Origin of the sequence: Paenibacillus rhizovicinus, assembly GCF_010365285.1 — a bacterium.
GTDB classification, from domain to species: domain Bacteria; phylum Bacillota; class Bacilli; order Paenibacillales; family Paenibacillaceae; genus Paenibacillus_Z; species Paenibacillus_Z rhizovicinus.
The window spans coordinates 2,063,093-2,078,495 of record NZ_CP048286.1 but is presented as its reverse complement, the minus strand read 5'-3'; the positions used below and the strand labels follow the sequence as shown (position 1 = coordinate 2,078,495).

Sequence of the window (15,403 nt, the reverse complement as noted above, 5' to 3'; positions counted from 1 at the left end):
AGGCAGCCAAGGACGAACAATGTCCCGAGCTGCCTATTTGCTGTTTATTGATATTCGGCTGTTACTTACCTCGCGAAGCGTTATACAGCCATGCCCAATCCTCGCGCGTCAGACGGATGGAAGGAGCGTCCTTGCAGGCGAGGATCCGCGCCGGATTGATCGTGCCGATGACCGGCTGAATGCCGGCCGGGTGCATCATGAGCCAAGCCAGCACGATGGCTTCCGGCGTCGTGTTCAGCCGCTCGGCGTAGTCGGCGACGAGCTTCGCCGTCTTCACGACGGCCTCGCTTTGGCCGTCCAGCGAACGGCCGGAGAACAAGCCCTGTGCGAGGGGACCCCAGGATTGCAGCTGAATGTTCTCCAGGCGGCAGTATTCCATCGTGCCTTCCGGGAACACGCTTTCCCGCGATGCTTCTTGATTCACGGTGACGCCCGTATCGACGAAGCTGGTTTTGCTCAAGCTCATTTCCAGCTGATTGACGATGAACGGCTCGTCGCTGTAGGCGGCAAGCAGGCGGATTTGCCCTTGGCTCATATTGGATACGCCGAAATGGCGCACTTTGCCGGACGCTTTCAGCTTGCTGATCGCGCTTGCCACTTCCTCGGGATCGACGAGTGGATCCGGACGGTGAAGCAGCAAAATATCGATATATTCCGTACCCAGTCGTTCCAAGGTGCCGTCGACGCTGCGCAGAATATGCTCTTCCGAGAAATCGAACCGCGCCGGTTCGCCTTCTTCCGCCATGCGGATGCCGCATTTGGACTGCAGAATGATCGACTCCCGCAGCGACGGGCTTTCTTTCAACAATTGGCCGAAGACGCGCTCGGCTTTGCCGCGCGTGTAAATGTCCGCATGATCGAACATGTTGATGCCGATCTCAAGTGCCGCTTCCAACGCTGCGCGGCCTTCATTATAGTGCTCTGCCGTGATCGGGTTTCTGGCGTCCCAGTCGCCGCCGAGGCGCATGCAGCCCAGCACGAGCTGGCTGGCTTGGATGCCCCGTTGTTGAAGCGGAATCAGTTTACTCATATAGCCCTCCATATGGTAGCTTGATTGTCATGCATGTCCCATTATGGGCTAACAATTCCCAGTTGGAAAGTAGGGAAAATAGGGTTAGGTATGGATCGGAAGTATATCTACTGAGGGAAAGTATAGCGTAAATGGCGGTAGAACTAAGAACTATTGAATTTTAGAAAATGAATAAATAATCAGTGCTTCATAAGGGCGGATATTCTATAATTGGGTGCATTCATATTAACTACCTATTATTAGGAGGGGGAAGTATCGTGAAGACGGTGAAGAGTGTTCTTCTTCTCATGCTCGTTCTAATGTTTGCTGCGCAGACCGTTACAGCAGCGTCTACGACGAGCAAAATCAAAATTACTTTTGTCAGCGCGAATTTGACGGAAAACAATCATGTCGGCAACGAATGGTGGACCGGTGGGTTCATCAATGGCAAGGAGGTCGCGGAGGGCGCTTCGGTGACTCTGAACGTCAAGTCAACCGACACGATTAAGCTTAGGGCGGAGGCGCAAGAACAAGACAAATACCCAGACGACGGGCAGGCGAATGCATCCGTTAAAGTTTCCTCCGTCACGAAAGCAGGCAGCAATAAAACAATGACGGTAAACGTCGTTGAAAACCGAGGCCGCTATTCAGGGAACACGGCCAAATGGTCGTTCACGTTCCGAATTCAAAAGATTTCCTAGCGCTGGAACGACAGCGGCGAATGCGGTATGGTATCCACACTTCGGATGGCATGCCGCATTTTCTAATTGCCATTTGGCATTTAAATTCGCATTTCATATAAGCCGATGATAATCAGAAGCAGGCATCCCGCGATGTCCGCATATTTCCCAAACCATGATTTTGCCATCCGATAGCCGAACCTGACCCCGATATCTACGGATAGCAGAGAAAATATTCCGACCGCGAATGCCGTAAACAACGGCGAAACCCCGCTGGCTCCGGCGCCCAAACCGCTCGCGATGCAGTTCACCGACAATGCGAAGCCCAGGGAGATCGCTTCGCTCAAGGAGATAATATGATTATCGTCCGTATCGGTTGCCGCAGCCAAACGGTCGGGCTTCGTATCGGAATCGTTTGGGCCTGAGCCCGACGCAGCATGTGTACGGTTCGCCAAGCTGGAACGAAGTCCCCAGGCGCCAATGGCTGTGATGACAAAGCCGCCCATCAAGTTGCCCCATGAAGGAGAAATCAAATGGGATAGCAGCATCCCGGCCGACATCGACAAGTAAGTGGCAACCATCGATAGCAGCGCAATGACCATATTGGACGCGAGCGGCACTTTGGTTGAGCGCGATCCGAATGAGAAGCCGATTCCTAGATTATCCACATTCGACGCAACCCCGATTAATGCGATGGAAAACCAATGCATAGCTGCACACTCCAATCTTCAATCACCGATCGATCAGACACTTACTCTATGCAGTTAGCCGCCCGGATGCATCTTGAAATTATCAGACGCCTTGACATTCATCGAACTGTAACTTCTTGATTGTAAACAGTATGTTATGCTAGTTAGGAACGATTCTAGCTAGAACCATTAAAGGAGTGAGGCTTACAATGGCAGATATCGGAATGCCCGGTTTCATTTTGATCGCAATCGTTGCTTTGTTGCTTTTTGGCCCTAAGAAGCTCCCTGAGCTCGGCCATGCTTTCGGACGGACGATTAAGGAATTTAAATCCGGCGTCAACGGATTGATGAATGACGAACCGACTAACAACAAGCGAGTGCCGGTGAAAGAATCCGGTGAAAGCATCTCGCGGCAAGAAGAGCAGCTTCCGGAATAACGGGAGGCTGTTTTTTTATATTCGGCGGTTTCTTGGGAGCAGGGGCTGCTGCGGGACGTCCCACCGCGGCGGGCTCTTGTTATTGAATTTCGCCTGATTCAGTTATACACTATACGAATCACTGATACATTTTCGCTGCTGCGACTAGGGGGATTCAAGCGTTGAACGGGAGAGAACAGACAGAGAGGCAAGGAAATCAACGGAAGCAAGGAAAGCAAGACAACCAAGTCCGGCAAGCGAAGCAGGAAAAATTGGTCAAAGGGCCGTTCGCGCTCTATGAACAAATGCGGCTCAAAATCATGGAGCTGATCGAGGAGCGGGAGCTGCGGCCGCATGATCCCGTGCCGTCAGAGGGCGAGCTTGCCGACATGTTCGGAGTCAGCCGCCGGACGAGCAAGGAAGCGCTGCTGGCGCTGGCAAAGGAAGGCGTCGTGTACCGGATGCCGCGACGGGGAACGTTTCTGGCCGAGAACGCGGCAGGCGGCGCTTCGCCGGATCGGCGTCCGGGACGGATGATCGCGATGGTCGTGCCGGCGATCGACGATTTCGTCGGCCAGATCATTACGGCCGCGCTGCCGGCGGCCCAAGGGCTTGGATGCGAGTTGATCATTCGCGTAGCGGGAGACGATCATGAGCAGGAAGAGAGGCTGCTCTCCGAGCTTTCGGAGGATCGGGGGATCGGCGGCATCATTCTGTTCCCGGGCGACCGGCGGGCATGCGGCAATCAGGTGCTGCGCCTGCATGTGGCGAATTATCCGATCGTCATCATCGACCGGGCGTTCCGGGAGCTCAATATTACGAATGTCTGCCATGATCATTACGGCGGCGCCTACGAGCTGACGAAGTACCTCATTGCCGCAGGGCATGCGCAAATCGGGTTCGTGTCCGAGGAGATGGCCGGCGTCATGAGCCGCGAGGAACGGTATCAAGGGTATATTCAAGCGCATCTGGATGCGGAGCTGCCCTTTAACCGGGCGCTGATTTATTCGGATTACAGCAACAAGGAAGCCGACCTTGAAACCTTCATGCGGGGCGCCGCTGCGATGACGGCCGTCTTCTGCTCGAACGATTACGTGGCGCTGGAAGTAATGAAGACCGCGCACCGGATCGGCATCGAGGTGCCGAAGCAGCTGTCCGTCGCAGGGTTTACGGATTCCCGAATGAACGGTTTGCTGCCCGTACCGCTGACGAGCGTCCGTAAGCCGGCCGGCGAGCTGGGGCGGGCGTGCATTGATTTGCTGATCCGCATGCTCGACGCGCCGCCGGGTTCGGACGTTCCGTCCGTGAAGCTGCCGACGAAGCTGATCGTGCGGGATAGCGTCATTGCGAGGGAAATGCAGGGGTAGTAAGGAGTGGTAGGGATCTTGCGATGTGTGCGTTGAGTGGGGTCGGATACAGGATAGGCTGCGCACGGCGTCGCGCATCAAGTGCTGCACGGCATTGCGCATCAAGCGCTGCTGTATGGCGTCGCGGACGAAGTGCCGTGCGGCGTCGAGCCCCAAGCGCTGCTGTATGGCGTCGCGGACGAAGTGCCGTAAGGTGTCGCGGACCAAGAGCTGCACGGCATTGCGCATCAAGTGCGTACGGTGTCGCGCCCCAAGCGCTGCACGGCATTGCGCCCCAAGCGCTGCTGTATGGCGTCGCGGACGAAGTGCCGTACGGCGTCGCGGACCAAGCGTTGTATGGCATTGCGCATCAAGTGCGTGCGGCATTGCGCCCCAAGCGCTGTATGGCGTCGCGGACGAAGCGCCGTGCGGCGTCGCGGACCAAGCGTTGTATGGCATTGCGCTCCAAGCGCTGCACGACATCGGCATCCCAAGCGCCGCACCGGCGCAGCTCGGCGAGTGAAGCTTGTCTTGCGCCGGAGCCGTGAGCGCCTAGCTCGAACGAATGGCTATTTCCAGAACTGCCACCATTTTTTGTTGCTGCCGACTTGTCGTCGTAACGTGTCCAGCGTACCTGCCCAATACCGAAGCCCGCTGGCGGGATCGCCATTGAAATCGATCTCGACCTCGTCGGCGGCCCGCCAGCCGGTTCGCTCATGCAAGGTTTGGATAACCGCGAAGGCGTTCTCGCTGCCGGTTACCGCAACATCCAGCACGCGGACGGCTTCGGATTCCGGCCAAAAAAACGTGACGCCATAGTCTTCCGTCATCAAGTAACCTTCGTGATACGCCTCGAAATGCTCGAATTCTGCTTCAGGGAATATAGTTCTCAATATGGCAGTAACCTCTTCGGCCGTTCCGAGAAGCTCAAGCTGATCCCGGTACGAGGCCTTTCCTTCCTCCTCTTCGTCGCCCAAAAGGTCGATGTCGACCGCTTCATGAACGGCTCGTTTGAAAAACCTCAAATCGTAACTCATCGTTCACGCTCCTTGTACCCGATACGGACAAGTCTATTTTAAACAAATTTCGCATACCCATCCATTATGTGCCTGGCTAGGCGGCCAGGCTATTCGCATTGTTTTGAAAAATGAATTGAATGTATCAGTGATACATAATAGTATTAGATTATGTACTAGAAGTTCACTTGGTTTGCATATAGGGAGAGGATGGCCGGAATGTCCGTGGATCTGAAGTTAGGCATCAATTTGGGGTTTGCCGTCAACAAGTACGTGGAGCCGCATGTGTGGGCCCGTATCGTGGCGGAGGAGCTGGGACTGACGTACGTGCAGTTCGTCGCGGATTTGCTGAATGCGTTTCTGCCGGAAGCGGTCATTCAGCGGCAATTGGAACAAATTCAAGAGAATACGGCCAAATACGGCTTGCAAATCACGAGCACGTTTACGAGCTCTTTTACGCGGGTGAATCATTTCATGCATCCGGACGAGGATACCCGCCGCACATGGCTGGATTGGTTCAAACGGTTCGTCGATATTTCGGTCGCCATGGGCGCGAAGTCGACGGGCAGCCACTTCGGCATCCTGACTTTTGCCGATTACGACAATCCCGCGCGCCGCGAGCTCATCATCAGCGAAGCGTTGAAGCACTGGCAGGAGCTGAGCTGGTATGCCAAAGATAAAGGCATGGAGTATTTGACCTTCGAGCCGATGTCCATTCCGCGCGAAATGGCTAATACGGTTGAAGATACGAAGGAACTGCTGGGACGCCTGAACGAAAATGCGGGCATCCCGTTCAAGCTCGTGCTCGATGTCGGGCATGCGCCGCATCCGAACGACCGCGATCCGTACCGCTGGGTGCGGGAGCTTGGCAGCGTGTCGCCGATCGTCCATATCCAGCAGACGGAAATGAACCACAGCCGCCACTGGCCGTTCACCGAAGAGTACAACGCGCTCGGCATCATCCACGGCGAGCGGCTGATCGAGGCACTGGAAGCTTCGGGAGCGACGGAAGCGGAGCTCGTCTTCGAGCTTTCCCACCGCGAAGCATGGTCGACGGAATTCCGTATCATCGAAGACCACAAAGCCTCCGTCGATTACTGGCGGCAGTTCGTTCAGAAGTAAGGCGGTGAGCGGATGATGAAAGCGAATGTGCTCTACGGACTAGGCGATTTGCGTACCGCGGACATCGACAGGCCCGTTCCGGGAGCGGGAGAAGTGCTGCTTCGCATCGGCGCCTGCGGCGTGTGCGGCTCCGATATTCCCCGCGTATTCACGAAAGGCACGTACCGGTTTCCGACGGTGCCCGGCCACGAATTCGCGGGACGCATCGTCGAGCTCGGCGCAGGCGTAGACCCGGCGCTGCTGAACTGCAAGTCGGCCGTCTTCCCGCTGCTGCCGTGCCGCAATTGCGCGTATTGCGAAATCGGCGAGTTCGCGCTTTGCGACAACTACGACTATATGGGCTCGCGGCGCGACGGAGGGTTCGCCGAGTACATCGTCGTTCCGGTCTGGAACCTCGTGCTCGCGCCGGATTCGCTCAGCTTCGAAGAGCTGGCGATGACTGAGCCCGCGGCGGTAGCCGTCCACGCGCTTCGCCAGGCCGGAATCGATATCGGGGACAGCGTGCTGATCAGCGGCGCGGGCCCGATCGGGCTGATGCTCGCGTACTGGTCCCGCGCATGGGGAGCGTCACGCATCATGCTGGCGGACGTCGATGCGACGAAGCTGGACTTCGCGAACGCGCTCGGCTTCGCGGATACGTTCAACCCGCTCCAAGGCAGCGTCGGCGATTGGGCGAAAAGCCTGACGAACGGCGCCGGAGCGGACGTCGCCATCGAAGGCGCCGGCATCTCGGCGTCTTGGGAGAACTGCCTGCGCGCCGTCCGCAAGCTGGGTCGAGTCGTGCTGATGGGCAACCCGGCGGGCGGCATGGCGCTCACGCAGGACGGCTATTGGGAAATGCTGCGCAAACAGCTGACCGTCCGCGGCACTTGGAATTCCGGCTACGCCGCATCGCCGCGCAACGAATGGAAACTCGCCGTCGACAGCATGGCCTCCGGCAAGCTCGACCTGAAGCCGCTCATCAGCCACCGCTGCTCGCTGGACGAAACCTTCGAAGCGCTCCAAATGATGCGCGACCGATCGCAATTTTTCAATAAAGTACTGATTCTGCCGTCGGGGGATAAGGTTTAGGAGCGTGCCTTGTTTCAGGTCCCTGTGCTTGGCTTGGTGACTCGGCCCCGAGGAAGGCCCGTCGAGGTCCGAGAAGCCAGACCGAGCCACGGGCCAAGTAATGAAGCGAAAGCTTCAAAAAGGAATGTGAGCAGAAGCTGCGCAGCTCTAACGAATCGTACACGTCTTAAACGGCCCAATGGGACCCGTTTAGAAAGCTAACGAATCCAGAAGATCCTATATCGATGCTTTCAGCTCTAATACAGGGCCGAGAAGGCAAATAACGACACTAGGATTCGTTACGTTTCAAAAAGCAGGCAAAAGAGGCGAATAGCGCTACCTCGATTCGTTAGCGCCATCGCCATCGTCCTGCGCCAACACTAGTGCCAACGCCAACGCCAGCGTCGACGGCCCGCGAATGGTTAAGGAGCGTGCCTTGATTCAGGTGCTTGGCTTGGTGGCCCAGCCCCCAAGCAAGGCCCGTCGAGGTCCGCGAAGCCAGACCGAGCATTCGGCTCGGACCGGTTTACGCCGACAGGCCAGCGATTGCAGAGTGGCGCTCTATCAATCTAGCTTTTCAGCGAAGCACACAACAACACGAAATCGAAACCCAATAGATGGAGTTCCCCCAAGTGTTTATAAGGGTTTAAACATCCGGCAAGAAAAATGCCCGCAGGGCATTTTTCCAAAACAGCCGGATGATTAAAAAGGAGGGCTTGGCTAAAATGAAAGCGGCCGTATTACATGCACTCGACCACATGGTCATCGAAGAAGTAGCGCTGCCGTCCATCGACGACGACAGCATTCTCATGAAAGTCGAAGCCGTCGGCATCTGCGGCTCGGACATCCGGATCTACCACCACGGCAACAGCCGCGTAGAGCTGCCGCAAATCCTCGGCCACGAGTCGTCCGGCAGGATCGCGGCCGTCGGCGCCAACGTGACCAAATTCAAAGTCGGCGACCGCATCTCGCTGGGCGCCGACGTGCCTTGCGGCGAATGCGTCTTCTGCGAAGCCGGCATCGGCAACAACTGCCAGATCAACTACGCGATGGGCTACCAGTTCGCGGGCAGCTTCGCGGATTACGTGCTGCTGAACAAAATGATGGTCAACTTCGGGCCGATCCACAAAATCCCGGATCATATTTCCCATGAAGAAGCCGCGCTCGCGGAACCGCTCGCCTGCGTCCTCAACGCGTTGGAGCTCTCGAGCATCAAGCTCGGCGACTCCGTCGTCGTCATCGGCGCGGGGCCGATCGGCTGCATGCTCGTGGAGGTCGCCAAAATGATGGGCGCGACCAAGGTCATCCTCGTGCAGCGTTCGCGTCCGCGCCTTGAGATGGCAAAGCAGTTCGGCGCGCATGCCTACATCTGCTCGAACGAAGAGAACGCGATCGAGCGCGTGTTCGAAGAAACCGGCGGGCTCGGCGCAGACGTCGTCATCACGTCGAACCCGTCGCCGGAAGCGCAGGTCGACGCCATCCATATGGCGAAGAACCGCGCGCGCGTCAACTTCTTCGGCGGCCTGCCGAAAGGCAAGTCGCTCGTGACGCTCGACACGAACATCATCCACTACAAGGAACTGTTCGTGCATGGCGCCCACGGCTCGCTGCCGTCGCATCACCAGAAAGCGATCGATCTCATCGCGTCCGGCGCGATCGACATGAAGAAATACATCTCGCATACGTTCCCGCTGGATTCGATCAACGAAGCCATCCAAACGGCGGAGAGCCACGTGGGCATGCGGGTCATCGTCAAACCTTAAGCCAGAGAGGAGGCGCAGCGGCATGGCAGGCAAAATAGCTCCTTCAATGATGTGCGCGGACTTTCGGCGGCTGGAGCAGACGATCGAGGCGTTCGAGCTGGCCGGCGTCGAATATTTGCACATCGACATCATGGACGGCAGGTTCGTGCCGAACTTCACGCTGGGACCGGATTTCGTCCGGACGCTTCGCGAAATGACGTCCATTCCGATCGACCTTCACCTGATGGTGGAGCGGCCGGAGGACCATCTGCACTTATTCCCGATTCAGCCGGGCGACATCGTATCCGTGCACCAGGAAGCATCCGTTCATTTGCAGCGGACGCTGCAGCAAATCAGGGCGCTCGGCGCTCGTCCGTCGGTGGCGCTCAATCCCGCGACGCCGATCTATACGATCGACGACATCCTCGACGATCTCGACGTCGTGCTCGTCATGACCGTGAACCCCGGCTTCGCCGGACAGAAGCTCGTGCCGGCGACGCTTCGCAAGATCGCCAACATGAAGCGCCATCTGGCGGAAATGGGCTACGGCGGGGTGGAAATCGAAGTCGACGGCAACATCTCCTACGAGAACGCGGTCAAAATGCAGGCGGCCGGCGCGGATATTTTCGTGGCGGGCACGTCGAGCATCTTCAAGAAAGACGCGGACTTGCTGGATATGACGGAACGCTTCCGCGCATCGATTACAAGTATCGCTTAACACTCAACTTTAATTTGAAAGCGGGGAATCATGCATGACGGACAGCGCATACGCCTGGTTCGAGCGGGAGCAGCGGGAACGGGGCATCGATATGACGCAGGTGAAAGCGAGATTGAACGCGCTTAAGATCGAGACGCCTTCTTGGGGCTACGCCGATCAGGGCACGCGATTTCAAACGTTCAAGAAAGCCGGCGCGGCGCGGACCGTGCAGGAGAAGCTGGAAGACGCGGCAATGGTCCACCGCCTGACGGGCGCCTGCCCGAACGTGGCCATCCACATCCCGTGGGATCATACGGAGGATTACGGCAAGCTGGCCGCCGACGCGAAATCGCTCGGCATCGGCATCGGCGCCGTGAATCCGAATCTGTTCCAAGAGCATGACTACATGCTCGGCAGCGTCACGCACCACGAACCTGAAGTTCGCCGCCGGGCGGTGGAGCATCTGCTGGACTGCGTCGACATCGCAAGAGCGACGGGCTCCGATGCCCTCAGCCTATGGTTCGCGGACGGAACGAACTACCCGGGCCAAGGCGATATCCGCCAGCGGAAGGCATGGATGGAAGAATCGCTGCGCGAAATGTATCGCGCGCTCGATCCCGGCATGCGGATGCTGATCGAATACAAATTTTTCGAGCCGGCCTTCTACCATACGGATTTGGCGGATTGGGGCATGGCGTACAACCTGGCGCTCAAGCTCGGCCCGCAAGCGGAAGTGCTGGTGGACACCGGGCATCACCCGCAAGGGACGAACATCGAGCATATCGTGGCGTACCTGCTCGACGAAGGGCGGCTTGGCGGCTTCCACTTCAACGCGCGCAAGTACGCCGACGACGATCTGATCGTCGGCTCCGCGAACCCGTACGAGCTGTTCTTGATCTTCTCTCAGATCGTGCTCGCGGAGAACGATAGCGCGAATCCGCTTGTCCAGCGTACAGCCGGACGAATAGCCTACATGATCGACCAGAGCCACAACATCGAAGCGAAGGTGCCGGCGATGATCCGTTCGGTCATGAACGTGCAGACGCAGTATGCGAAGGCGCTGCTCATCAATTGGAATGCGCTCGCCGAGGCGCAGCAGGCAGGCGACGTGCTGGAAGCGGAAGCTGCCGTGCGCGATGCTTTCGAGCAGAACGTGACGCCGCTGCTGCATGCGGTGCGCGAGGAAGCCGGATTGCCGGCGGATCCGATGCGGGCTTTCAAGACGAGCGGGTACGCGGAACGGATCGTCAGCGCGCGTTCGTCGGCGGTCAATGCCCGGTAATGGCCCTCCTTTACAAAAACAGACACAAAAACGCATGCTTTTACGGATGCGTTTCTTTATTTTCCTGTTATAATAAGAGATAGATGGATGACGGGTGGCAAAGGAGAATCGCGGTGAACGAGGCGCAGTTAGTGATGTTGTCAAGGCAAGGCGACGAGACGGCCTTCAACAAGCTGGTCGAGCTCTATAAGGATAAGTTGTTCCATATGGCCCATCGCATCCTCCGCAGCAAGACGGAATGCGAGGACGTCGTACAGGAAACGTTCCTGAAGGTGTATTTGAATTTAAACCGCTTCGACGAGAACAAACGGTTTTCCACGTGGATTTTCCACATCGGCAAGAATGTTTGCCTGGATCTGCTCCGCCGCCGCAAAGCACCGTCACTGCCGCTGGATCAGCCGGTAACGGCGCACTCCGACCAGCAATTGTCCCTGCATGAAGTCATCCCGCACGCCTCCCTGTCGCCGGAAAGCGAAGTCATCGAACGCGAGCTCGCCTCCACGATGGCCGGCATGATCGAGAAGCTTCCCGAGAAGTACAAGACGGTCGTCTACCAGCGCTACGTGCTTGAAATGACCATGGAGGACATCGGACGGGCGAACAATATTCCCGTCAACACGGTCAAATCCCGCATACACCGCGGCAAAGATTTCATGAAGAAACGGTGGGGCAAGACGCTCCTGATTTATTCCCTGCTGCTGTTCAGCTTCTTTTAAATCCAAGCAGTCTGCTCAAGTTATTGAACTTCTTAGATCCCCAATATACAAGCGTGCAAGCCGGTAGCCGGTTTGACACGCTTTTTTTTGCATCTTGCGGGTGGTTTGGGAAGGGGAGTTGAAATGGAGACGCTCTGACGTGATATAATCAACCTACTTATGATTCAATCTACCTATGTATCAACCTGTCTAAGGATGCAAGGAGCAGCGGAGGGAAGAACAGAGTGAAGTCCGTCATCAAGTTCGATCGGCTTTGGACCAAATTCAGCGATATGCGGATGGAACGCAAACTGCTGCTCGTTTTTTTGCTTCTGATAACGCTTCCACTTACGTTCATCGGAGCCGTGTCCTACCGGAATTACGCCCAGTCCATCGAAGAGAATACGATTGCCTATTCGACGACGACGCTGGGCAATATGCTCGACAATCTCGACGATTACATCGACGACATGAACCGCATATCCTCGATCCCGGCGTACCAGGAAGATATCAAGTCGAATCTTGTCGCTTCGAACAAGTATCACGAACAGCATGCGGAGAACGAGAATTTCGACCTGCTGCTCACGATCCAGCGCGGCATCGAGGGCAATATATCGTTTATCGACAACATCAAACGCGGCGCGACCTCGGTTTATATTTTCGACCAATACGGCAACGGGTATTACTCGGCCAAGTCGGGCGGCATCCGAATGAACGTCAAGGACAGCTATCAGAACTGGATGACGAAGGCCGCCCACAGCAGCGGCGAAGCGCTGCTGATCAGCACGCAGAAATACACGAGCACGCTCAAGAGCACCCGCTACGCCTTCACGGTCGTCCGCAAAATCATCGACAACTCGCTGCATGACATCGGTCTGATCGCGGTGGATGCGAATATCAGCGTCATCGAGGACCAGATCACGAAGCTGGACAAGGTGACGCGCGGCAAGTCGCTTATTTTCGATTCGCAGGGCAACGTTATCTACGACAGCGACAAGCAGCTGCTGGCGACGAACATAAGCGACAGACCGATGGTTCAGCGCGCCGCCGGCGAAGAAGGCAGTTTCTATATGACGGAAGACGGCGTGCAGCATCTGTACATTTATACGAAGTCGCCGAATACGCAGTGGACGGTAATGACGTCCATACCGGTCAAGGAATTGACGCGGAATACGGCCGTGATCCGGAACGTGACTTGGATTCTGACGTTTCTGACGATCGGCATCGCGCTGCTGATCTCGATCTTCTTTTCATTTGCCCTGACGAAGCCGCTGCGCAAAATGATGCGTTTGATGAAACGGGTCCAGGAAGGCGATTTCAGCGTGCAGTTTCAGGTGAAGCGCAGGGACGAGATCGGTCAGCTCGGCAACCAGTTTAACCGGATGATCGTGCGCATCGATGATCTCATTCAAGATATTTACGGCATGGAGACGAAGAAGAAGGAAGCGGAGCTGCATGCGCTGCAAAGCCAGATCAATCCGCATTTCATGTACAACACGCTGGAATCGATCCGGATGGCGGCGGAACTGAACGACGATACGATTGCCGCCGACATGCTGGCGATTCTGGGCAAACTGCTTCGCTACAGCATTAGCGATCTCAATGAGAAAGTCACGCTGGGCAGCGAATTCAATCATATCCGTTATTACGTCGAGCTGCTCAATTACCGGTATCCGGATCGGTTCGAGCTGACCATCGACGTCCCGGAATCGCTGGAGTCGTACGAGCTGCTGAAGCTGGTCCTGCAACCGATCGTAGAGAACACGATCTATCACGGGATGGACGACAATAAACCGCGCATGGTGATCACTGCCTCGGCGCGGGAGACGGAGCACGCCGTCTTCATCCGGTTGACGGACGACGGCATCGGCATGGACGAAGACACGCTGGATCGTTTGCAGCAATCCATCATCGGAGTGAATGCACGGGAAGGCACGAATTATGCGCCATTCAAACGTTCGGGCGTGGGGCTGCGGAATGTCAATGAACGCATTCGGCTTCATTATGGGGCGAACTTCGGCTTGACCGTTGCGAGCGAGCCCGGAGTCGGAACGCAAGTTACGCTAAAGCTGCCTGCACGAGGAGGACAGAACGAATGAGGAACGCGGAACGGAACAGAAGAACACCAAGAATGGCCGGCATTGCCGGGGCGGCGCTGATGAGCTCGCTTCTGCTGGCCGGGTGCAATTCCTCGGGAGACAACCGGCACCAGGCGGGATCGTCGACGAACAACCCGGCGCCGACGGCAGATAAGACGACGACGCTTACCGTGCTGACGAACCGGGTGGACCTCGCGGAGAACGGGGTCCTGCAGAAGTACGCGGATAAGTTCGAGGCGAAGCATCCCGGAACGCATGTGGCGTTCGAAGGCTTGACCAATTATGCCAGCGACATCATGGCCAGGCTGTCGACCCGCAGCATGGGCGACGCGCTGCTGGTGCCGAACAATTTGACGAACGAAGACCTCGTCAACTATTTCGAACCGCTAAAGGACAGCATGTTCGACCATATCCGGTTTGCCGATTTCAAGGCATACCGCGGCGTGAGATACGGCATATCGACAGGCGCTTCGACGGAAGGGCTCGTCTATAACAAGAAAGCATTCCGCGAAGCCGGCATTACGGTACTTCCGCAAACGCTGGACGAGTTCTACGCGGCTTGCGCGAAGCTGAAGCAGGCCGGCATCATTCCGGTCTACGTGAACTACGGCGCGCAGTGGCCGATGTCTTCCTGGGGAGAGAACCTCGTCGGCTTCATGACGGGGAATCCCAACTATTTGAATCAGATGGCGGAGACCGACCAGCCTTGGTCGATCGACAATCCGTGGGGACAGGCGATTACGATTTTGCGGACGCTGATCCAGAAGGGCTATACGGAGAAGGACCTGTTCACGAACAACTGGGAGCTGTCGAAGAGCGAAGTGGCAAGCGGGCATGCCGGCATGTATTTCATCGGCAACTGGGTCATTAACCAGGTCATCGAAGCCGGAGCGAAATCCGACGATGTCGGCTTCATTCCTTTTCCTTATGACAACAAGCGGGGAAAGCGTTACGCGCAGCTCAGCCCGGATTATTTTCTCGGCGTCAGCAAGTTCAGCGAGAATAAACAGCTTGCCGAAGAATGGGTGGACTTCTTCGTCAACGAATCCGGTTACGTGAACGATTCCGGCTTCCTGCCGGTCGACGAAACGAAGACATCCTCTATGCCGCAGATCCAGCAGTTCGAATCGTATAAACCGACCTACGTCGAACGCCAGCCGCCGACCGACGATTTCCTCAATATTTCGGCCAAGGTGCAGATCGCGTTCTGGACGGGGGACGATATCCAGAGGTGGGCGGTCGCGAAGGACCTGAAGACGGAATTCCAAACCTACAACGAACTGTGGAAGCAAGCGCGGCACGAGGTGCTCGGCCTCGATGCCACGGCGAAACGGTAACGATTACCGATCAAGCTTTGTCCGGATGATTAGTCGGGCACGGAGCTGAAGCTGAATAAACCGGCTGCCTCGCAGGCAGACCGGTTTTTTTTGCGGTTTGCTCAATCTGTACAACTTGCGCAACCTGCACAACCAACGCCGCGTTACAATCGTATTACCTTCAATATGGCTGCGATAATTAGGATCGACAAGAGTCGACCGCAAGGCAAATTCCATACATCAT

14 protein-coding genes are annotated in these 15,403 nt (G+C 56.6%); 11 read left to right on the top strand and 3 right to left on the bottom strand.

Annotation, left to right across the window (positions count from 1 at the left end; translation table 11 throughout):
* Positions 1 to 61: 61 nt before the first annotated feature.
* Entirely contained in the window at positions 62 to 1,030 is a 969-nt protein-coding gene (locus GZH47_RS09535) for an aldo/keto reductase (protein WP_162639880.1), read from the bottom strand.
* A gap of 257 nt (positions 1,031 to 1,287) precedes the next feature.
* On the opposite strand from GZH47_RS09535, the gene GZH47_RS09530 reads away from it, so the two are divergent.
* Positions 1,288 to 1,710, top strand: coding sequence for a hypothetical protein (locus GZH47_RS09530; RefSeq protein WP_225446416.1), 423 nt, complete (start codon positions 1,288 to 1,290; stop codon positions 1,708 to 1,710).
* 80 nt (positions 1,711 to 1,790) lie between these two features.
* Here GZH47_RS09530 and GZH47_RS09525 read toward each other — a convergent pair whose 3' ends face one another.
* Complete coding sequence (locus GZH47_RS09525; RefSeq protein ID WP_162639879.1) at positions 1,791 to 2,399, bottom strand: manganese efflux pump; 609 nt, start codon at positions 2,397 to 2,399, stop codon at positions 1,791 to 1,793.
* A gap of 188 nt (positions 2,400 to 2,587) precedes the next feature.
* Between GZH47_RS09525 and GZH47_RS09520 the strand changes: the two genes are divergently transcribed.
* Entirely contained in the window at positions 2,588 to 2,815 is a 228-nt protein-coding gene (locus tag GZH47_RS09520; RefSeq protein ID WP_162639878.1) for a twin-arginine translocase TatA/TatE family subunit, read from the top strand.
* Positions 2,816 to 2,976: 161 nt separating this feature from the next.
* Positions 2,977 to 4,161: a GntR family transcriptional regulator gene (locus GZH47_RS09515; protein ID WP_162639877.1), complete on the top strand. Its 1,185-nt coding sequence runs from the start codon at positions 2,977 to 2,979 to the stop codon at positions 4,159 to 4,161.
* A gap of 548 nt (positions 4,162 to 4,709) precedes the next feature.
* Here the strand turns inward: GZH47_RS09515 and GZH47_RS09510 are convergent.
* On the bottom strand, positions 4,710 to 5,177 hold the full coding sequence (locus tag GZH47_RS09510) for a hypothetical protein (protein WP_162639876.1): 468 nt from the start codon (positions 5,175 to 5,177) through the stop codon (positions 4,710 to 4,712).
* A gap of 198 nt (positions 5,178 to 5,375) precedes the next feature.
* Here GZH47_RS09510 and GZH47_RS09505 point away from each other — a divergent pair, with 198 nt between their 5' ends.
* The 8 genes from GZH47_RS09505 (at position 5,376) to GZH47_RS09470 (ending at position 15,180) form a co-directional block, all read left to right on the top strand.
* Positions 5,376 to 6,278 (top strand): sugar phosphate isomerase/epimerase family protein, encoded by a 903-nt coding sequence (locus GZH47_RS09505; RefSeq protein ID WP_225446415.1) that lies wholly within the window; start codon positions 5,376 to 5,378, stop codon positions 6,276 to 6,278.
* A 12-nt stretch (positions 6,279 to 6,290) separates the two neighbouring features.
* On the top strand, positions 6,291 to 7,349 hold the full coding sequence (locus GZH47_RS09500) for a galactitol-1-phosphate 5-dehydrogenase (protein ID WP_225446414.1): 1,059 nt from the start codon (positions 6,291 to 6,293) through the stop codon (positions 7,347 to 7,349).
* Between the two features lie 704 nt (positions 7,350 to 8,053).
* Positions 8,054 to 9,091, top strand: a complete 1,038-nt coding sequence (locus GZH47_RS09495; protein WP_162639875.1) for an alcohol dehydrogenase catalytic domain-containing protein — start codon at positions 8,054 to 8,056, stop codon at positions 9,089 to 9,091.
* Positions 9,092 to 9,113: 22 nt separating this feature from the next.
* A complete protein-coding gene (gene rpe / locus GZH47_RS09490; RefSeq protein ID WP_162639874.1) occupies positions 9,114 to 9,788 on the top strand; it encodes a ribulose-phosphate 3-epimerase in 675 nt (224 codons plus the stop codon).
* A 34-nt stretch (positions 9,789 to 9,822) separates the two neighbouring features.
* Positions 9,823 to 11,049: an L-rhamnose isomerase gene (gene rhaI / locus GZH47_RS09485; RefSeq protein ID WP_162639873.1), complete on the top strand. Its 1,227-nt coding sequence runs from the start codon at positions 9,823 to 9,825 to the stop codon at positions 11,047 to 11,049.
* A gap of 113 nt (positions 11,050 to 11,162) precedes the next feature.
* On the top strand, positions 11,163 to 11,765 hold the full coding sequence (locus tag GZH47_RS09480) for a sigma-70 family RNA polymerase sigma factor (protein ID WP_162639872.1): 603 nt from the start codon (positions 11,163 to 11,165) through the stop codon (positions 11,763 to 11,765).
* A gap of 224 nt (positions 11,766 to 11,989) precedes the next feature.
* Positions 11,990 to 13,843, top strand: a complete 1,854-nt coding sequence (locus tag GZH47_RS09475; protein ID WP_225446413.1) for a cache domain-containing sensor histidine kinase — start codon at positions 11,990 to 11,992, stop codon at positions 13,841 to 13,843.
* Entirely contained in the window at positions 13,840 to 15,180 is a 1,341-nt protein-coding gene (locus GZH47_RS09470; protein WP_225446412.1) for an ABC transporter substrate-binding protein, read from the top strand. Before GZH47_RS09475 ends, GZH47_RS09470 begins: the two co-directional genes overlap by 4 nt.
* The last annotated feature ends 223 nt before the right edge of the window (positions 15,181 to 15,403 follow it).